This window comes from Streptomyces sp. GS7 (genome assembly GCF_009834125.1).
Taxonomy (GTDB): domain Bacteria; phylum Actinomycetota; class Actinomycetes; order Streptomycetales; family Streptomycetaceae; genus Streptomyces.
Map to the genome: position 1 here is coordinate 4,395,491 of NZ_CP047146.1, position 17,989 is coordinate 4,413,479.

Consider the following 17,989-nt stretch of genomic DNA (forward strand, 5'->3'; position numbering starts at 1 on the left):
GCTTTGGTCACCTGTGCCTGCGAGAAGAGCAGCTGTATCTGTTCAAGGGGTGTGCGGGTGGTGTGGTTCGCCGCGTTGCGCGTGCCTCTCAAGGGAAGGGTCCCCATGACACGAAAGTTGCCCGGGTTCAGCCGCCTGGCCCGCGCCTCGGTCGCCGGCGTCGGTATAGCCGCCACCGCGGCTGGTGCGGCGCTGATCGCCCCGAACGCATTCGGTGCGCCCGCGACCTCCAGCACCGGAATCGACGTGCCGTCCGGCTACTCGACCCAGGTCTTCGCCTCTGGCGGGTCGTTGAGCTCCCCCGACGACATCGCCCTGCTGGGCGGGAACGTCTTCGTCGCCTATCAAAACGGTGTGGGCGCCAAGGGCGAGCCGTCGTCCTCGGGCCGGACGGCGAGCACCGTGGTCGAGTACACCCAGCAGGGCCGCAAGGTGGCGCTATGGAACCTGACGGGCAAGATCGACGGCATGACCGCCGACCCGTCGGCGCAGCGCGTCATCGCCACAGTGAACGAGGACGGCAACAGCAGCCTGTTCACGCTCACCCCGGGCGCGGCCTTGGGTGCACAGCTCGCGCACTACCAGTTCAGCCCCAGTCCGCTCCCGCACGGCGGCGGCACCGACAGCATCTCCGTTGTGGGCGGCGCCCTGTACATCGCGGCGTCCAACCCGTCGCCGAACACCGATGGCAAGACCTTCAGCGGTCCGGCTCTCTACAAGGTGACCCTGGCCGGCACCACCGCGACCGCCAAGCCGGTCTTGAAGGACAACTCGACCGCCGTGGACGCCCAGTCCGGCAAGCAGGTCACCCTCAACCTGTCCGACCCGGACTCCAACACCCTCGTCCCGACCCTGGCACCGCGGTTCGGCGGAAACCTGATGCTGGACAGCCAGGGCGACGGCGAGCAGATCTACCTCGTGAACGCGGGTACCAGCCGGCAGAGCGCCCAGGTCCTCAAACTCAACACCCAGGTGGACGACACCGCGATCGCCACCAGCACCAGGGGCACGCTGTACGTCACCGACCCGGGCACCAACCAGGTCGTCGCCGTCCGCGGCTCCTTCACCGCCGGGCAGACGTTCGCCGCCGTACCGGACGACTCCAAGGTACTGGCCGGTGCGCTCGGCAGCCTCGACCTGCGGACCGGCTCGGTGAAGCCGTTCGGCAAGGGCTTCAAGAGCCCCCACGGCCTGCTCTTCGTCCCCGCGACCAACTGACGCCATGCGACGCGAGGGGGAAACGGCCCCGGTGAAGCGGCAGACCGGACCTGCTGCCACCTTCACCAGGGGCCATCGTCATACCTGGGGAACGGGAAACTCGGTTACCCGGAACGATTCTCGCAGGACAGCGTCGGTGCAGCTGGATACGCCTCAACTTCCACCGGGGCCGTCGCTGGGCCGACCGACGCCAACCAGGGTCGACAGACGATGACAACCTCCCACCGCGTAGTCGCGTGCAGGAGACGGTCTACTGGGACGCCGGCACCGCGCGCCTGCTTCCCCGCCTGCTCAAGAGCCGGACGCGCGGGCCGGCGTTCGTCACCTGCCGCCGCCCGGGCCCCGGGTCGCGGCTGTCAGGAGAGCGTTGCCAGGTCGCAGTACACATCGTTCGCGCTCGCCGTGCACCTCGACCGGGCAGGCGTCGCCGCGTCAATCGGATCGGTCGACGACGCCTAGGACAATTCCCTGATGGAGTCCACGATCGGCCTGTTCAAGACCGAGTTGATCAGCTCCGTCGGCCCTGGAAGACATTCTCCGAGATCGAGCTGGCCACCGCCGAGTGGATCGGCTGGTACTGCCACCGCCGACTGCACGGCGAGATCGGGCACGCCCCGCCCGCTGAATACGAGACCAACTACTACCGAGCAACCGCGAAACCCCAGGTCACAGTCACAACCTAGAGTCTCGATCAAACCCGGAACGGTCCAGTGCCCACGAATTCGGCGTAGCCGCCGCGCTACTCCTTCGCGGCCAGCTGCGCTCGCACGTTCCGCAGTTCCTCGTGGAGTTCCGCGTGCTGTGCACTGAGCGCTTCGAAGTTGGCCGTGAGCTGTTCCAGTAGCTCCTTGGCCCTCACATCAGTTTCGAAGTCGTGTTCGGCGAGTTCGCTGGAGATCTGATCGCTGCGCTTCGCAGCGATCAACAGAATCGCACCTTGCATGGCAGCAAGGCAGGAAAGCACCAGGTTGAGGAGGATGAACGGGTACTTGTCGAAGCCGTGGTTGCCGTTGAGGATCATCCACGCGCCCAAAAAGATCAGCGAGCCGAAAACGAAGGCCCACGACCCCATCCCATTGCGCATTTTATCCGCGGCGCGCTCACCGAGCGTCAACTCACCCTTACTGCGCACGCCTGGGTGGCGGTGCCATCGCTGCTTGGGCTTGCTGGCGACGGACGGTATGCCGGTCATCTGCTGAGAGGTCATGGGCGGGGATTGTGCCAGACCGGGCACACGGGAGCTCGCGGTGGTGTGCCAGATGGTCTTCGGCGAGGCCAGGGCGTTCTGCATGGCGGGATGGTGCTGGTCGTCGCCGCCCCCGGGCTGATCCCCGGCGCGCGGCTGGGTCTGATCACCGCGGTGCTGGCACTGGCCAGGCTGCCGCTGCTCTCGGCTATGCCTCCGGGCCGCGTTGCCCGCGCGGAGGCGGCGTGGCATTCGCTGGCGCGCTTCGTGGCGGCGGGAATCCGGGCTGCCTCTCCACAACGCCGTGGCTCGCCTGGGCCGGTCCGAAGCTCTCACCGAGACAGCCGGTCGGGACCATCCGCCACCCGGACATCGTTGCCCAGGTCCACGCCTCGCTCGGCTGCACGATCGACCTGCACTGGACCCTGGACAGGCGCCCGTTCGGCAGCTGAGCTGATACGCCGCCGATGTGCCGCCCGTCACATTCTCGGCATGCGCACACCCGCCCGGGTTACAGTGCCGCCGCGCTCCCGACATGCACGCAGTCCGGGAGAGGAACCCACAACGGCGAACAGGCGGAGGCTGCTCACGACCGCGGCGCCAACCGTGGCGGCGGCGCTGCTCCCGGTCTCCGGCTGCGCGCCTGCCGGCCGGGGCGTACCGGTATTTCCGGAGGCGAAGGGGAGGCGGCCGGTGGCCCTGGTCTACGGGGGACCGGATTCGTTCCCGGCTGCCCCGAGTCGGCGGTGTGGCTGGTGGGGAGCGCGCCACGGCCGTTCCGGGCGGTGTTCTGCGGCCCGGAGGAGAAGGTGCCCCTCGCCCGTCAGGCCCTCGCCGACGCGACGCTCTACGTCCAGCCAGGCGGCGGGGCCTGGACGAGGGGTGGCAGGCCATGCGGCGCCACGCTGCCGACATCCGCGACTACGTCTCGGGTGGCGGCAGCTACCTCGGCACCTGCCTCGGCGGCTACCTGGCCGGGCGCGGCCAGGGTTTCGACCTGCTTGCGCCGCATCCGTCCGAACAACGCCGACTCTAGCTGTGGATGTCCATGCATGCGGCCGCGGTGGTAGTGCCGTCGGCGTAGATCCAGGCCGAGCACACCGAGTCGCCGTCCGGTAGCGTCCAGTTGCCGTTCCAGTCGTAATTGCCGGCTACGTCGCCGGAGTGCAGGGTCACCTGCGGCCCGTCGAAGAAGATCGACCCGGTTTTGTCCCACACATGGACATGCCCGGTAACCGGGTTGGTGCCCACCGGCGCCAGGACGGACGCACCCGTAACACGGTGCACCCCCAAGCCCGTCCCGCAGACCCACACCGCGTTCCGGATGCCGCTGTCGTTCGTCCAGCCGTTCTTGCAATCGTTGTTGTCCGCCGGGGCGATGTGACGCTGCGCCAAGCCATTGGCCGCGGTGATGTGGCCTTGCGGAGTGCCGTCGGCGCTGGCGACGCCGGTAGCCCCGGCACCGAGAGCCAGAGCGGTGCAGGCGATGGATACGACACGGGCGATGCTCTTCATCGTTTCCCCCTCGTTTGCTGTGAACCATGCTGATTGCAGTGCGGTGGTGACGCGGCCGCCGAGGCCTCTCCCCGGGTGCTGTGCGGACGGTGGAGTCGACCGTAGGAAGCGCCGCAGCCCTGGGGATCTCGGCGATCTCATGCACCTCCACTGGACGACCGGTGCTGGTCAGTGCCTCCATCGGACGGTGCCGACGCTAATCACGGCCGATGAAATGGCGATGAGATGGCGATGGCACGGCTGGTGGGCACGGCGCCTGGATCGAGGTAGTGCAGGGTGCGGTGTGAATCCGCGTGGGGCGTGCGTGGGGGACAGGCCCGAGGAGAGCGTGAAGTAGCTACCCGAGAGGCGGAGCGGCAGCGCAAGGAGAAGGAGGATCTTGTTGCGGTCTGGGACCCATATGGGGCCCTCCACTTCCTGGCCGCCGGGCACTGTGGGGGAGAGCTGGGGACCGCGGACGCCCCGGGGCGGCGTACACCTGTCACCACAAGGGAAGCAGTCCATCAGTTCACTCTCCGATTCGCTGGCTGACCGGAGTAATTGTCAATACCTGTGGATCAGTTGAGTTCACCTTTCCTGGAATGAGTTGATTGCGACGAACTCGGCCTCGAAGTCGTTGTCGTTCTCCAGGTAGGGCGCGTAGTGATGTCTCTGGTCGTCGCAGGCGATCAGGGATCGCTTGACGCGGGCGCCTGTGGTCCATCTGTGCCAGATGGAAGCACCGACGGAACAGGTCCGGCAGCCCGGGGTCGTGGGCCGTTCCGTTGCTTCTCAACCTGTCGGCGGGCCTCGTCGGCCTTGACGTGAAACCATTTGGTTTCCTATTGTCGGATGTGTGGAAGAGGTGTTCAGGGCGCTGGCGGATCCGACGCGGCGGGAGCTGCTCGACGAGCTGTTCCGGCAGGACGGGCAGTCGCTGAACGCGCTGGCGAGCAGGTTCGCGATGACGAGGGTCGCCGTGGCGAAGCACCTTCGTCTGCTTGAGGAGGCCGGCGTGGTCGTGTCGGACCGGCGGGGCAGGGAGAAGCTGCACTTCCTGAACCCCGTGCCGATCCGCCTCATCCACGACCGCTGGGTCAGCAAGTACACCGAGACGTGGGCCGCCGGCCTCGTCGACCTCAAACGAGATCTGGAGACAAGCGTGGAGAAGGTGTTCGAGATCTACATCCGCACCACGCCGCAGCGGCTGTGGCAGGCGATCACCGATCCCGAGACGCGGGCGCGGTTCCAGTTCGGTGCCCGCGTGGAATCCGACTGGGCCACGGGATCCGCCTACAGGGTCACGCACGACGGCGTGCCTGGCGGATTGATCGAAGGGGAGAACCTCGAGGTCGACCCGCCCCGGCGGCTCGTGCAGACATACCACGCCATCTGGGACGACGACATCGCCCGCCAGGGCACCAGCCGGGTGACCTGGGAGATCGAGCAGGTCGGCGACAGCTGCAGGCTCGTCGTCCGGCACGACCAACTCGACGCCGACGCCGACGCGCATCTCTACGGCGGCTGGCCGATGATCCTCTCCGGGCTCAAGACCTGGATGGAGACGGGCCGGGAACTCACCACGCCAGGGTCGCTCATGTACGGAGGCGAAACATCATGACCGCACAGCAAGCCACGTCCGACACGAAGCTCGACAAGACGTTCACCGCGGAGCTGCAAAAGAGCCCCAGCAAGGGCGGCTGGACCTACGTCGTGATGCCGGGGTCGGCCGAGTTCTTCGGCACCCGTGGCCTGGTGAAGGTGCGCGGCCACGTCGACGGCGAGCCGTTCGAGGGCTCGTTCATGGCGCTCGGCGACGGCACGCACAAGCTCGCATTCACCGCCGAAATCCGCGCCCGCATCGGCAAGCAGGCCGGCGACACCGTCACCGTCACCCTCGATGAGCGGATCGCACGATGACCGCGCCGAAGCCGGTCGTCACGGGTGTTAGAACCGTCAGCGTGCCGGTCGACGACCAGGAACAGGCGCTGCGGTTCTACGTCGACACGCTCGGCTTCACGGTACTGCGCGACGAGTCGATCCCGACCGGACGGTGGATCGAGCTGGCACCCGGCGGCGACAACGTCGTCGTGACGCTGGAGCAGGCCACCGCAGACGTCACTCGCGGCCCCATCACTATCCGGTTCACCACCGACGACGCATCGGCCGCGTACGCGGCCCTCAATGCCGCCGGCGTTGATACCGATGAGATCCTTCAATGGCCCGGCGTACCACCGATGTTCGCCTTCCGCGACCCCGACGGCAACGCCTTCTCCATCACCGAGACGTGACAGCCGCCGGCATACGGGCGCAGGTCGGGGAACATCAGGCTCCAGCCGTGCTGGGTCGCCTCGATGACCAGCTTCTCGACGGCGTCGTCGTCCTCGACGTGGAATGCCAGATGGTTGAGCCCGGGTCGGCGGCGGTCGTTCCGGTCGGCGGTGAGGGCCGGGGACTGTTCCAGGACGACGTAGGTCGGCGCGAGCAGCCAGCTGCGGCCGGTCTCCCAGCTCTGACAGACGGCGTAACGCAGCGTTTCCAGCAGCCAGCCGAGTGAGGCGAGGGCGCGATCGAGATCGGGCACCCAGATCTCGAAGTGGTGCAGTGCCCCGCGCGTCGGCCGGTTCATGCAGCCACCGCCTCGGGGCGCTCGACGAGTTGGCCGCGCTCGAAGCGGTCGCCGGCGCGGACGAGCGGAACGAGGTGGGCGCCGTTGACCGAGCGCCAGCGGGCCTGGGCCGACTCGACGAGCTTGAACACCATGGCGAGGGCCGCGGCGCGGGAGCCGGCGCCCCGGCGCAGACGGGACGAGTGGATCGAGGCCGGAGCCGCCGCTCACCTGACCTGGCGGTGCTGCGGGCGCATGACCGGATGCTGGGTCTGGAGTTGCAGGAGCTGTCCGCAGACAGCTGCATCACCAAATCCCCCTCCGGCGGCGAGCGTTCCGGAAAGTCCCCGGTAGACCGGGGCAGGCAGGGACTCAAGCGGTCCCAGCTGACCGACGGCTACGGAATACCGGTGGTTACCGTCCCCGCCGGAGCCGATACACGCGATCACGCCCTGCTGCCCGAGACCCTCGACGAGTTCGCCGCTCTGACCCGCGAACTGGAGCAAGTCCCCGAAGACCCGAAACCGAGCCTGGACGCCGACTACGACTACCAGCCGGTCTGCACCGACCTCGCCGGGCGCGGTATCACCGGCCGCATCAGCCCACGCGGCATGAAGACGCCGACCCAGACCGGCGGCCGCTGGGTCTGCGAGCGCACGAACTCATGGTGGCCCACGGGGCGACCAGGATCTTGACGTGGCTGCGAAACGGGCAGGCCGTCAGGTTGACGCCGTCTCAGCCCTGTTGAGGTTTGGCCTTCGCGTTCCGCAGACGGATACCGGTGAATCCCAGCGTGCTGGTGACCACCGTGTCCCAGAACCCCCAGAGGTTGCCGAGCACACGCAATTGGATCCCGGCGTCCCGGTGGAGCTGGAGGAGATCGCCGACAGGCTGCGCGGGTCCGAGCGGTTCGACGGGGTGGGTCGCCACGAGAGCGTGCGGCACCGGGTCGCCGAAGGGCCGGAAGGGAGCAGCGGGGAGTCGGTACGCGAACAGTTTGACGCTCAAGAATTGCTTCAGCCAGTCGTACTCGATCGCATGCACGCGTTCGCCGCCGCCTGGGCCGAGGATGCGTTCGTGGTCTGACGCAGAGGTGCTCGGCACGGTCCAAGCCATGGCTCGTGGGCACTGGCGGGGGAACCGGTAGTCCGGGGTCCTGGCATGGTCGACGGCCCACACGTACGCCTCTGCTTGTTGGGCGGTGGCAGCGACGTGTGGACGGAATACCGTGATTGCGGGATCTTCCGAGAAGTGCAGCACTTCTCCAGGTCGTGGGCGCATGCCCTGGTTCTATCGCAGAGCCGTCGCCCGGCGGTATCTGTCCGGTGGAGCGGTCGCTCACGCAGATTGAGCCTCAGGAGAGGGGTGGAATGGGGCTGGCCCCGGCTTACGATGCAGCGTGCTCTCGGTGGTTGTAGCGCCCTGGCGGCGCGCTCCGGTGGTGCTGCGGAATGCGGAGATTGCGCATGATGCGGCCAGCACCATGAAGGTGGCCGTGCTGGCGGCGCTGTACCGCAGCGGCATGGATCTGGACGTGAGCGTGCCGGTGGTGAACCGCTTCAGGTCGGTCACGGGCGCGACGTACGGCAACAGCCGTGCCGCGGACAGTGATCCGCTGCCCTGGGACCGACTGGGCAGCGCGGCAACGGTGCGCTGGCTCGCCGGGCGCATGGTCACCCACTCGTCGAACCTGGCCACGAATCTGTGCCTGGAGCGGGTGGGGCACGAGGCCGTGGCCCGGGTGTGGCGGCAGGCCGGCGTCACGGGCAGCGCGAGTCCGCGTGGTATCGAGGACTACGCCGGCCGCACGGCAGGCGTCCACAACCGGGTAACTGCCCTTGACCTGGTGCGGTTGCTGGAATCGCTGGAGCCGGAGCTGCTGAGGCTGCTGGAGGGCAACGTCCATCGAGTGGACCTCGCCGCCGGGCTGCCACCGGGTACCCGGCTATCGGGCAAGAACGGATGGTTCCCCGGCTTACGGCACAGCGTCGGCGTCGTTCACCCGCCGGACGCCGCCCCCTACACGCTCGCCGTCTGCTACACCGGACCGCTCGCGTCCGGGGCCGAAGCCGACGATCCTGCTGCCCGGCTGCTGGCCCGCATCTCCGCCGGTGTCTGGCACCGCCGGCACCTGCTCACCCACTGATGCCGTCTGGCCGTTCCGTCGGAGCGACACTGGCCATCAGAGCTTCGACACCAGGGGTGTTGAGCAGGTTGATGCGGATGTAGCCCCGATAGCCGTCCAATTCGAAGAACTTCGCGTCGAGGGCCAGGAACCGCTGGTGCGGCACCCGCGTACGGGCGAAGAGGAAGAAGCCGGCCTCGATCGGCATCTGAGCGGTCAGGGCGCCGCTGGCCGAGAGCGCAGTGTGGTTGGCCCGTATGTGCTGGAGCAGTGCGCCGTTGCCCTTGCCGAGCATGACATCGGCGGCGCGATGGGCGAAGAGCCGGTCGGAAACCGCGACGTCGCCGTGCAGGTTGACGTGGAGTTCGGCCAGCTCGTCGCGCAGGTGCTGCGGAGCGAGGAGGTGAGCGCAACGGTAGCCGTGGATCGACAGGTACTTGGTGGGGCAGATCATGCGCAGCGTCTGCTCCACCGGTAGGCGGGCGCTCGCCTCAGCCGGCTCGCCGTCCCACGGCATGTACTGGAAGGTGCCGTCGACGAACACGAGTGATCCGGTGGCCCGTTGCCAGGCGGCGATGGTCTCCCAGACCTTTGAGGGCACCCGCCGCCCGGCGTACCAGACGGGGTCGGTCAGTACCAGTACGGTCCGCTCGTCGGGCAGACGGAGCTCGAAGTCGGGCTCGAAGGCGTGGCGGTGGGTGACCGGGACGGGCTCGATCCCCATCCGCTGGAAGAGATAGGCGAGTTTGTAGTAGACGGGTGGGACGTAGTGGACTCTCCGGCGACCGGTCAGGGCCAGCCACGTGGTGAATGTCCCCAGGAGGCTGCTGGACCCGCCGCCCGGGGCGACGTTCCGCAGGGTGTAGGGGACACCGTCGTACCGCTCGTGCATCGCGGCGATCTTGGACCGCAGCGTGGTGTCCTCGTCCAGGCCGGAGTAGCGGGTGACGTCCGCGAGGCGGTGCGGTGCGGTGTCGGCGAGCTCGCCGAGATACTCCTCGACGAACGGATGCCCGCCGTTGTAGTCGGAAACGAAGACCCGGGCTCCGGGCTGCTGCCGTTCCGCCTCGATGCGCTCGTGCCACTCCAGCATGCGAAACAGCCGCGGCCTCATCTACACCCCTAAGGTCCTCGACAGCCAGGTCGACTTCAGTGTCAGGTGCCGCGGTGGCACTGACAACGGGACAAGGCCGGCGCCACGCACGCACAAGGTAAGCAGAGTCTCCGAGGAGGAACTTCAGTACTGCATCACCCCCGGTGGATGGACATGCGGAGGCTGGGGCGGAGTGCGCCGAGGACCCGCGGATTGCGGGTGGTACTGACCACCACGCGAACGCCGAGGGCATGGCAGCGCCGCAACGCCCCGTGTTGCAACGCTCGGGACAACCCCAAGCCCCGGTACCGCGAGCAATGCTCATGACCTGTGGATCGGCCTTGGGTTGGGCGCGAAGGGCGTACCTTCCCGAGTTGATCGACTTCTGGTCACCGAGTAGGCCGACGTTGCACCGTCGGTCGGGAAGGCACGCCCGTGCTGAGAGTAGTGAATGCCGATGGAACGACCGAGACCGGCTTCCTGATCGACGACTTCGTCCGTGAGGGTGCGAGGCGAATGCCGGCCGCCGCCCTGGAGGGCGAAGTCAACGCAAATGTAGCCGAGTTGGCCGATCAGCGTGACGAGTCCGGGCGTCGCCGGGCGGTCCGCAACGGCTATCACCGGCCAAGGAAGGTCACGACCGCGGCCGGGGCGGTCGAGGTGAGGGCCCCGCGGGTGAACGACAAGCGGGTCGACGAGGCCACCGGCGAGCGCAAGCGGTTCTCCTCGGCGATCCTGCCGCCGTGGTGCCGCAAGTCCCCGAAGATCAGCGAAGTGCTGCCTCTGCTCTATCTGCATGGCCTGTCCTCCGGTGACTTCGTGCCCGCGCTGGAGCAGTTCCTCGGCTCCACCGCCGGCCTCTCACCGGCGACGGTCACCCGTCTCACCCAGCAGTGGCAGGCCGACCACGCCGCGTTCGGCGAACGCGACCTCTCCGCCAGCGACTACGTGTATGTCTGGGCCGACGGCATCCACCTGCGCATACGACTGCGCGAGGCGAAGTCGTGCGTACTCGTACTGATGGGCGCGCGCGGACGGCACCAAGGAGCTGATCACCACGAGCGACGGCTACCGCGAATCAGCCGACTCCCGGGCGGATCTCCTGCGCGACTGCGCTCGGCGTGGTAGGCGCGCTCCCATCCTCGCCGTCGGCGACGGCGCACTCGGCTTCTGGAAGGCCCTGGCCGAGGTATTCCCCTAGACCCGCCATCAGAGGTGCTGGGTTCACAGGATCGCCAACGTTGCGAACGCCCCGCCGAATTCCGCCCAGCCCGGCGCGAAGAAGGCCCTGCAGAAGATCTACAACGCCGAAGACCGCGACCATGTGCTCAAGGCCGTCGCCACGTTCGCCAAGACCTACGGCCTGAAGTTCCCCAAGGCCGTCAAGAAGATCACCGACGACACGGACGAGCTGCTGGCGTTTTACGACTTCCCCGCCGAGCACTGGATCCACCTGCGCACCACCAACCCGATCGAGTCGACGTTCGCCACCGTCCGCCTGCGCACCAAGGTCACCCGGGGCGCCGGCAGCGCGGCCGCCGCGCTCGCCATGGTCTTCAAGCTCGTCGAGTCCGCCCAGCAGCGGTGGCGGGCGGTGAACGCACCCCACCTCCTCGCCCTCGTCCGCGCCGGAGCCCGCTTCGAACGAGGACAACTCGTCGAACGCACCGCCGTTGTCGTGGCATGAGTGCCCCCCCCCGATGCCACTGAGTCTGCGGTTTGCGAGTGAGCGTTCGCCTGGGCAGCTCACGCGCACGGTCAGCCTGGATGACGAGATCGGGCTCCGCCGCCCGACGGAGGCGAACACTCCCTGTGGCGGACGTACACGGGCAGGGGGATGTCCAAGGCTGGAGTTCCTGCTGAGGAAGGGATATCCAGGTGGAACGCTGGGACCGGGTCGGACGGTGCGCGGGATACGGGGCGGCACTGGCCGTGTCGCCCTATCTGTTGATCAAGGTGTCGTGGGTCGTCGGCTCGCTGCTGGGACTGGCGCCGATCGGGGAGGGCTTCAACCTGGCCGGTTGGGTCCTCCTCAACACCGTGACCATCGGCATGGCGGGGATCGGGATCGCCCTGGCGCTCGCCCTGGTGCGGCCCTGGGGCATGCGGATACCAGGGTGGCTGGTGGCCTTCTGCGCCTGGACGGGGGCAGGGTTCCTTGTGTCGATCCTGCCGTACGCCGTGCTCAGTACGGTGCTGGATGCTGCGCGCGGCGGCGCGGCGAACAGCGCGGGCGACGACTCTGCCATGCCTGGCTGGGAAGGCGCGCTGATCCAGTTCAGCTTCATCGGGATGGGGCTGGGGCTGGCCCTCGCGCTCCCCGCCTACCTGCGGCGACGCTGGCCGGAAGCTTTCACCGCGCGCGTCGGGGAGAGTACCCGTACTGCTGTGCCATGGGCCGCTGCTGTCGCAGCCGTCGTCGGTCTTGCCTGGCTGTACTGGGCAGTTGGCGGCACCCTCGGAGTCGCACACCCGGCCGAGCGGGACACCAATGGATACCTGCTGACGGGCGTGGGTGCGCTGTGGGCGCTCGCCGGATCCGCCGCCGTCTGGATGCTCGCCCGACAACGTTCTGCCCGGGTGCCCCACCACCTCCTGCTGACGATCGGCTGGCTGGGGTCGGGCTCGCTCTTCGCGTGGAGCGGCTGGAAACTGCCCCTCACGCTATTCGTCGCACTGGCTCACCCCAGCGACGTCACCTTGCCGGAAAACCTCGCCGTCGCTGCGGTGCTGCACCTCGCCGCCGTCGTGGCGGGGGTCGGCATGCTGAGATCACTTGTCGGCTCACGCCCACGCGGCCCTGCTGGCACCAACCCGACACCCCTGCACACACAAGAGCTGGGTTGATACAGATGGCCAAACCCACCAATGGAGGCGTTCGGTCGCACCAACCGATCCACAGGAATTGACAATTACTCACCGTGGAATCTGTGGGACGAGCGGGCAGTTGAGGTGCGGACCACCTACACCCTGTCGGGATTCAGTTGGCTCGCTGCAGAATCGTCGCCAGGGAAGTACAGCGCAGCTGCGTAGACGGTCGCAAAGAGCCCCGGCCCGCTGGTGAACGCCTCGGGGCTCCGGCATGAGGTTACACGTCTTCCTGGACGCTGGTGATGAACGCCGACCAGGACGACGCCGGGAAGACCAGGGAGGGCCACGGGGGTCTTTACTGTCCCGGACGGGGACGACGCCGGGGATACCGGGGCCACCTCGATGCAGTTGCCGCCGTTGGCCTGGCTGTAGCTCGACTTCACCCAATCCGCGTCGGAGAGGTCGGGGGCGGTGCTCATCGTTGTACTCCTTCATAGCGTGCTGAATGAGGGGGCGGGAATCGTCATGGGACAGGGCATCCGCGCACAGCCGCTCGAATGCCGCACGAGCTGTGGCAACTGCAGCCGCTGAGTCGTCCAATTGCCCCCGCTCGTAGGTCTCCTCGTACAGGACCTCGGTTCGATCCTGCCGCGTGATCAAGGTAAAGGGCGTTGCCCTCACGGGAGAAGCGATGAACGGGAACACCTGAAAGGTGATACATGGTTGTTCCGCCACGTCTGTAAGGTGCTGAAGCTGTTCCCGCATGACTGCCGGTCCGCCGACGTTGGTCCGTAGTGCTGCCTCATGCGGGATGACCCACCGGCCGCCCGCGGGCATGATGGGGGCGTAGGCCTGTCGAGGATCTCCCGTTGGCGTATTCGCTTCTCAACTTCACTTTTGATCTTGGAGGTTGAGTGATGCGGGTGCCCAGTGTGGTAGACCGCTTCGGCGTACGCCTGGGTTTGCAGTATGCCCATGATTAGGGCAGGGGAGTAGTCGCAGATGGCCCGTGCTTCGCGCTCCAGCTCAAGGTACGGAATGAACCACACCGAGTTGCCCGGGTCGGCCTCCTGCTGACGCATCCGCGCGTACACGCCTGGGGTGCCAAACACCCTGTCGCACTGCTCTGCGAACTGCGCGCTCGCTAGCTGCTGCCCCCGCTCCACCTTGCTCACGTATGACTGTTGGCAGCACAGCTTCGGCTAGCTGAGTTTGCACCAGTCACGGGTTTCACGGGCGTACTTGATCTCTAGCCCGATCGATTCGGCAGGTGACTTGATCTCAGGTATGTCGCTCACGTGTGCAACTCGCCTCATTCCAAAGCGATTTGGAATGCCAAACGCGCTGGTCGACGCGTAGGCACGGTGAAAGCTAGTACTAGGACAGATACCCGACCAGAGCAGATGGGACACACGGAGGAATGACGATGACGGCAAACACCTACCGGCGTGGTGCGTGGCTGGTGGACACGCAGCGCGGAAGGGTCGGTCAGTACATGGGATACGTCGGCGGGTACGTGCAGCTGCGCCCCGTCGGCGGAGGTGGCGAATAACGCCCCTTAAGACGTCGTCTCATTTGGTGCACTCGGTAGTCTGCGGTCGTGGGGATCGTGGAACGTTTGGTGCCGGATGAGCTGTGGTCGTTGTTCGAGCGGGTGGTGCCGCCGGCTCCGAGTCGGCGGCAGGGTGGCGGCCGACGGATGTATGGGGATCGTGAAGTGCTGGCGGCGATCATCTTTGTCGCCACGTCAGGCTGTACCTGGAGGCAGTTGCCTCCGTCTTTCGGGCCGTCAGGGCCGACGGCCCACCGGCGCTTCACCGAGTGGACCAAGGCCAGGGTGTGGGCGAAGCTGCACCGCCTGGTGCTGGATGAACTGGGTTCGCGCGGCGACCTGGACTGGAGTCGCTGCGCGATCGACTCGGTGAACATGCGGGCCCTGAAAGGGGGGACCTGACTGGTCCGAATCCTGTCGATCGAGGCAAGAAAGGCTCGAAGATCCACTTGATTACCGAGCGGATCGGTCTGCCCATCTCGATCGGCATCTCCGGCGCGAACCTGCACGACAGTCAGGCCCTCGAACCGCTCGTCCGCGGCATCCCGCCGATCCGTTCCCGCCGTGGCCCGCGCAGGCGACGTCCCGCAAAGCTGCACGCCGACAAGGGCTACGACTACGACCACCTGCGGCGATGGCTCCGTTTACGCGGAATCACCCACCGCATCGCGCGCAAGGGCATCGAGTCCTCCACGCGACTGGGCCGCCACCGCTGGACCATCGAACGCACCATGGCCTGGCTCGCCGGCTGCCGACGACTCCACCGTCGCTACGAGCGCAAAGCCGACCACTTCCTCGCCTTCACCAGCATCGCCTGCACCCTCATCTGCTACCGCAGACTCACCAAATGAGACGTCCTCTAAATCTCCGCCCCAGTCGAGAACAATCGAATTCCTCCGAGTCGTGAGTCTCGGCGGGGGCGGGCAAGAACCCCGGCCACCTCATGGCCGGGCACCAAAGCCCACCTAGAAGCAAGGAGGAGACGAGATGCAGTGTGCACCACCCCGGCCCGACGGCCACACGACCGAGGTTGCCCCGCTCGCCGAGCTGGACCCGCTTCTGATTTCGACATCTGGCCCGGCATGTCCGGTGTGCGGCTCGGGTAACACCTACACCGAAACCGACGACAACATGGTCACCTGGACAGTTTGCCAGGAACCCAGTTGCGGAGCGCGCTCCTGCTGACCCGCCCGCGCAGCCCAGTCCGTGCCCTGCCCCCGTGGCGCAACGGCGCGGATTCGGGCTGTTCGATTCAACCGCCCTCCAGATTCAGCTACGGTGAGTGCATGAGCAGTCACGACGGTGATCACATCCATCGCATCCTCAAGTCTGCAACCAGGAGCTGGGACACCGGCGAGCCCGTTGCGTGTGACCGATGTGGCGAACCGCTGATGTTCACCGGGCAGGAACGCGGTGGGACCCCATCCATGGTGATCGTTACGAGCCACTGCCAGAACGGCTCATGCCCCGGCAAGTCCCTTCAATAGGGGAGTAGTAGCTGACCCCGCCTGGAAGTCATTCAGGCGGGGTTTTTGCGTTCTCTCCGCCGAGTGAGGCGGGACTCTAGCGAACTTCCCACAGGCCAAGGGGTAGGACCGCGAACCCGTTGCTCCGGCTTGTCCAACCCTGGGTGTGCGCGTCCCACAGGCCGGACAGCACCCTTCACCGAGGCATCCACCCGCCGGGCGGTACCGGCACGGGACGCCCGGTGTGGCTCCACGGCCGTGATCCGCCCCCGCCCGGCACACACCACACACCCACGAACCCGCCAGAACAAACAACAAAGGACCACCACAACCAACCACACGCGAAGAACAGCTCAATCAAACACAAAAGACCACAGACACCCCCCATGAAATCCCAACCAACCCCAGGCAACCCATCGAACCAGTCACCCCAAGCAGCGAGAGCGCATGGACGCATGACTGACTGGGCGTCAGGTCCGCTTGGATCAGAGGTCATGGGCTTGTCTCCTTACCCGCTGCGCCCCTAACAGCAGCACGGGCAGGGCGGTGGCGCCCGCGATCGCGCCGCGCTGCGTCGAGGAGGGCCCGAGCAGGGCCCTGGGCGCGGCGAGAATGATGGCGCCGGTGAGCAGTGGCACGATCAGGCTCAGCACCGCACTCGTGGAGGCACCGGGGCCGTGGGGGAGAAGTGGGCGAGCAGGAGCAGGGGGAGGATGGCCAGTGGCAGCACCGTCGCCGGCACGACCAGTGCCCAGGCCATGGTCCAGCGCCCACTCCACACGGCCGCGAGCACCGCCAGCCAAACCAGTGTTCCTAGGCCCTGGTTGGCGAGGAGGAGCACGTTCGGGAGCCCGGGCGGCCCGACGGTTTTGATGCCGGGGCAACCAGCCACAACAGGCTCGCCACACCGTTACCCGTCGCGACCGCGACAGCCAGCGGGTCCGTCTGCGCCAGGACCTGACCGGCCATCCGGTCGGAGCCCAGACCGGTGCGCAGCCGCAGACCGTGCCCGGCGACGTCGAGCACCTCACGCAGCCGACCGATCGAGCCGGCGCCCTGCGTCGCCTCGGCATAGATCGCGGTGAACTCGGCTTCGTGCTCGGCCTGGTAGGCGGCCGGATGAAGGCGCAGAGCCCAGCGCACGGCGCGTGAGCTGTCCTGCTGCGTCATGCCAAAGCTCCCTTCGGGCGGACGGCGGGGGTGCGACGGGCGGCTATGCGGCGCTCCGCCTCGGCGACGACGGCACGCAGCCGCTCCGTCTCGGCGGCCAGCACCGAGCGGCCGGCCTCGGCGAGGGCGTAGACCTTGCGAGCCCGGCCGTCCACGACCTCCTCTCGCTCGACCCGGACCAGGCCCTGCTGGAGCAGCCGGTCCAACGCGCCGTAGAGGGTGCCGGTGCGCATCCGCGCGCGGCCCTGGGAGATCGCGTCGATCTCCTGGATCAGTCCGTAGCCGTTGCCTGGGCTCGTCGGCCAGGGCGGTGAGCAGGAGGAGCGTCGGCTCCTGAAGCGGTCGATCACTCTTGCCGCCTATATATCGGCGACCGGCATATCCTGTCGAGCGGTTCGTCAGTTCTACCGCTCGGCAGGCTGATCCGGCGGGCATGGACAGCTCACCGCTGGGACGAACGCCCGAACCGCCGACCATGACCACATGCCAATGCGTGCGGCCTTTAACTGGATCTCCGTATCCCGTTGCAACTACGCTGCGACGTTCTCGATTGATGGGGGTTATACGCGTGCGGGGCGGGAGTGAGGAATGGACCGGGCGGCTTGGCGTGAGCCGGGTGTTGTGTGTCCTCGCCCTGGGAGTGGGCGCGCTCGCGGGGTGTGCGCCGCCACGGGTGTGCAACGGGCCGATGATCCCCTCTCCCGACGTGCTGTTGGACGTCGCACACTGGACGGCGTCGCATCCCCGGGCCACAGTCCGGGCCTGCATCGACGGCCGCTGCCAAGTGACATCGGGCCACTCGCCCTACGCGCACTCGTTGTTCCTGCCGACTTTGGGCGGGTCGCACGCCGGACACACCGTCACCGTGACCGTCTTCGGGGACGAGGGTGGCAGGCAGGTGCTCGGAGTGACGGGAAAGGTGCAGCCGGTCCATCACACGGAGGACGGGCCGTGCGGCCGGGTCGGCTGGTGGCAGACCCCGGTGACGCTCACCGCGACCGGACGGCTTGAGGTGCGTTGACCGGCGAGGTGGTAGCCGGTCAGGTGGCGAGATCGGGCGGCGTGGGGGCCGTAGCCGTGAAGAATGGAAAGCATCCCTCACCTGCGACATTCATGCGGATGCTACGCGAGCTCGACGGGCGGCTGGCCACCGTCACGACCGGGGCGTCAAGGACAGCTACTCTGCCCCGGAGGACAGTGCTGGGAGTTCGAGACGCTTCCTGCCAGGTTGCCTATGACGAGTACAGGAACTGTGTGGGGCGCCCG

At 67.3% G+C, this 17,989-nt stretch carries 19 protein-coding genes and 6 pseudogenes; 13 read left to right on the forward strand and 12 right to left on the reverse strand.

Features of this window, described 5'->3' with window-relative positions; all coding sequences use genetic code 11:
* The first annotated feature begins 105 nt into the window (after positions 1–105).
* Both GR130_RS19430 and GR130_RS40685 read left to right on the forward strand, forming a co-directional pair.
* The gene (locus tag GR130_RS19430) at positions 106–1,218 is read left to right on the forward strand and encodes a hypothetical protein (protein WP_159505903.1); all 1,113 of its coding nucleotides are present in this window, start codon (positions 106–108) and stop codon (positions 1,216–1,218) included.
* A 236-nt stretch (positions 1,219–1,454) separates the two neighbouring features.
* Positions 1,455–1,577: pseudogene (locus tag GR130_RS40685) on the forward strand (site-specific integrase); the annotation flags it as partial.
* Between the two features lie 380 nt (positions 1,578–1,957).
* On the opposite strand, the gene GR130_RS19440 reads toward GR130_RS40685, so the two are convergent.
* Positions 1,958–2,509, reverse strand: a complete 552-nt coding sequence (locus GR130_RS19440; protein ID WP_201304930.1) for a DUF1003 domain-containing protein — start codon at positions 2,507–2,509, stop codon at positions 1,958–1,960.
* Between the two features lie 140 nt (positions 2,510–2,649).
* Here GR130_RS19440 and GR130_RS19445 point away from each other — a divergent pair, with 140 nt between their 5' ends.
* Together GR130_RS19445 and GR130_RS19450 are read left to right on the forward strand one after the other, a co-directional pair.
* Positions 2,650–2,856: a hypothetical protein gene (locus GR130_RS19445; protein WP_159505904.1), complete on the forward strand. Its 207-nt coding sequence runs from the start codon at positions 2,650–2,652 to the stop codon at positions 2,854–2,856.
* 440 nt (positions 2,857–3,296) lie between these two features.
* Positions 3,297–3,440: a BPL-N domain-containing protein gene (locus tag GR130_RS19450; RefSeq protein WP_159505905.1), complete on the forward strand. Its 144-nt coding sequence runs from the start codon at positions 3,297–3,299 to the stop codon at positions 3,438–3,440.
* Here the strand turns inward: GR130_RS19450 and GR130_RS19455 are convergent.
* Positions 3,437–3,919, reverse strand: coding sequence for a hypothetical protein (locus tag GR130_RS19455; protein WP_159505906.1), 483 nt, complete (start codon positions 3,917–3,919; stop codon positions 3,437–3,439). The two genes, GR130_RS19450 and GR130_RS19455, sit on opposite strands and share 4 nt — an antisense overlap.
* A gap of 835 nt (positions 3,920–4,754) precedes the next feature.
* Here GR130_RS19455 and GR130_RS19460 point away from each other — a divergent pair.
* From GR130_RS19460 to GR130_RS19470, 3 genes are read left to right on the forward strand one after another with little or no spacing between them, the layout of a single operon-like run.
* Positions 4,755–5,519 carry an ArsR/SmtB family transcription factor gene (locus GR130_RS19460; RefSeq protein ID WP_159505907.1) on the forward strand — a complete coding sequence of 255 codons (765 nt, stop codon included), beginning with the start codon at positions 4,755–4,757 and terminating at the stop codon, positions 5,517–5,519.
* Positions 5,516–5,818 carry a DUF1905 domain-containing protein gene (locus GR130_RS19465; protein WP_159505908.1) on the forward strand — a complete coding sequence of 101 codons (303 nt, stop codon included), beginning with the start codon at positions 5,516–5,518 and terminating at the stop codon, positions 5,816–5,818. Before GR130_RS19460 ends, GR130_RS19465 begins: the two co-directional genes overlap by 4 nt.
* Positions 5,815–6,189: a VOC family protein gene (locus GR130_RS19470; protein WP_159505909.1), complete on the forward strand. Its 375-nt coding sequence runs from the start codon at positions 5,815–5,817 to the stop codon at positions 6,187–6,189. Before GR130_RS19465 ends, GR130_RS19470 begins: the two co-directional genes overlap by 4 nt.
* On the opposite strand, the gene GR130_RS19475 is transcribed toward GR130_RS19470, so the two are convergent.
* Together GR130_RS19475 and GR130_RS19480 are read right to left on the reverse strand one after the other, a co-directional pair.
* Entirely contained in the window at positions 6,114–6,527 is a 414-nt protein-coding gene (locus tag GR130_RS19475) for a VOC family protein (RefSeq protein ID WP_159505910.1), read from the reverse strand. The genes GR130_RS19470 and GR130_RS19475 overlap by 76 nt on opposite strands.
* Positions 6,524–6,691: pseudogene (locus GR130_RS19480) on the reverse strand (IS256 family transposase); the annotation flags it as partial. The gene GR130_RS19475 and the pseudogene GR130_RS19480, both read right to left, overlap by 4 nt.
* A gap of 1 nt (position 6,692) precedes the next feature.
* Here GR130_RS19480 and GR130_RS19485 point away from each other — a divergent pair.
* Positions 6,693–7,174, forward strand: a pseudogene (locus GR130_RS19485) (IS5/IS1182 family transposase); the annotation flags it as partial.
* A gap of 67 nt (positions 7,175–7,241) precedes the next feature.
* Here GR130_RS19485 and GR130_RS19490 read toward each other — a convergent pair.
* The gene (locus GR130_RS19490) at positions 7,242–7,787 is read right to left on the reverse strand and encodes a DUF6886 family protein (protein WP_159505912.1); all 546 of its coding nucleotides are present in this window, start codon (positions 7,785–7,787) and stop codon (positions 7,242–7,244) included.
* Between the two features lie 160 nt (positions 7,788–7,947).
* Here GR130_RS19490 and GR130_RS19495 point away from each other — a divergent pair, with 160 nt between their 5' ends.
* Complete coding sequence (locus GR130_RS19495; RefSeq protein ID WP_268977971.1) at positions 7,948–8,652, forward strand: serine hydrolase; 705 nt, start codon at positions 7,948–7,950, stop codon at positions 8,650–8,652.
* Here GR130_RS19495 and GR130_RS19500 read toward each other — a convergent pair.
* The gene (locus tag GR130_RS19500; protein ID WP_159505914.1) at positions 8,642–9,724 is read right to left on the reverse strand and encodes an aminotransferase class I/II-fold pyridoxal phosphate-dependent enzyme; all 1,083 of its coding nucleotides are present in this window, start codon (positions 9,722–9,724) and stop codon (positions 8,642–8,644) included. The genes GR130_RS19495 and GR130_RS19500 overlap by 11 nt on opposite strands.
* A 435-nt stretch (positions 9,725–10,159) precedes the next feature.
* On the opposite strand from GR130_RS19500, the pseudogene GR130_RS19505 reads away from it, so the two are divergent.
* Together GR130_RS19505 and GR130_RS19510 are read left to right on the forward strand one after the other, a co-directional pair.
* Positions 10,160–11,411: pseudogene (locus GR130_RS19505) on the forward strand (IS256 family transposase).
* A 191-nt stretch (positions 11,412–11,602) separates the two neighbouring features.
* Entirely contained in the window at positions 11,603–12,571 is a 969-nt protein-coding gene (locus GR130_RS19510; RefSeq protein WP_159505915.1) for a hypothetical protein, read from the forward strand.
* Positions 12,572–12,687: 116 nt separating this feature from the next.
* Here the strand turns inward: GR130_RS19510 and GR130_RS41905 are convergent, their stop codons facing one another.
* The 3 genes and pseudogenes from GR130_RS41905 to GR130_RS41915 form a co-directional block, all read right to left on the reverse strand.
* Positions 12,688–13,014: a DUF397 domain-containing protein gene (locus GR130_RS41905; protein WP_443043629.1), complete on the reverse strand. Its 327-nt coding sequence runs from the start codon at positions 13,012–13,014 to the stop codon at positions 12,688–12,690.
* 79 nt (positions 13,015–13,093) lie between these two features.
* A pseudogene (locus tag GR130_RS41910) lies at positions 13,094–13,300 on the reverse strand (Scr1 family TA system antitoxin-like transcriptional regulator); the annotation flags it as partial.
* Entirely contained in the window at positions 13,213–13,617 is a 405-nt protein-coding gene (locus GR130_RS41915; RefSeq protein WP_443043767.1) for a Scr1 family TA system antitoxin-like transcriptional regulator, read from the reverse strand. The pseudogene GR130_RS41910 and the gene GR130_RS41915, both read right to left, overlap by 88 nt.
* A 527-nt stretch (positions 13,618–14,144) precedes the next feature.
* Between GR130_RS41915 and GR130_RS19520 the strand changes: the two genes are divergently transcribed.
* Positions 14,145–14,938 (forward strand): IS5 family transposase gene (locus GR130_RS19520; RefSeq protein ID WP_236573995.1). Its coding sequence is split into 2 segments (ribosomal slippage): positions 14,145–14,477 and positions 14,480–14,938, totalling 792 coding nucleotides; the frame shifts between segments, so codons are not numbered across the junction.
* A gap of 1,100 nt (positions 14,939–16,038) precedes the next feature.
* On the opposite strand, the gene GR130_RS19525 is transcribed toward GR130_RS19520, so the two are convergent.
* The 3 genes and pseudogenes from GR130_RS19525 to GR130_RS19535 form a co-directional block, all read right to left on the reverse strand.
* Entirely contained in the window at positions 16,039–16,206 is a 168-nt protein-coding gene (locus GR130_RS19525) for a hypothetical protein (RefSeq protein ID WP_159505917.1), read from the reverse strand.
* A gap of 160 nt (positions 16,207–16,366) precedes the next feature.
* Positions 16,367–16,723: a hypothetical protein gene (locus GR130_RS19530; RefSeq protein WP_159505918.1), complete on the reverse strand. Its 357-nt coding sequence runs from the start codon at positions 16,721–16,723 to the stop codon at positions 16,367–16,369.
* Positions 16,720–17,086 (reverse strand): annotated as a pseudogene (locus tag GR130_RS19535) (PadR family transcriptional regulator). Before GR130_RS19535 ends, GR130_RS19530 begins: the two are co-directional and overlap by 4 nt.
* Positions 17,087–17,588: 502 nt before the next feature.
* Between GR130_RS19535 and GR130_RS19540 the strand changes: the two are divergent.
* Positions 17,589–17,744 carry a hypothetical protein gene (locus tag GR130_RS19540; RefSeq protein ID WP_159505919.1) on the forward strand — a complete coding sequence of 52 codons (156 nt, stop codon included), beginning with the start codon at positions 17,589–17,591 and terminating at the stop codon, positions 17,742–17,744.
* Positions 17,745–17,989: the final 245 nt, after the last annotated feature.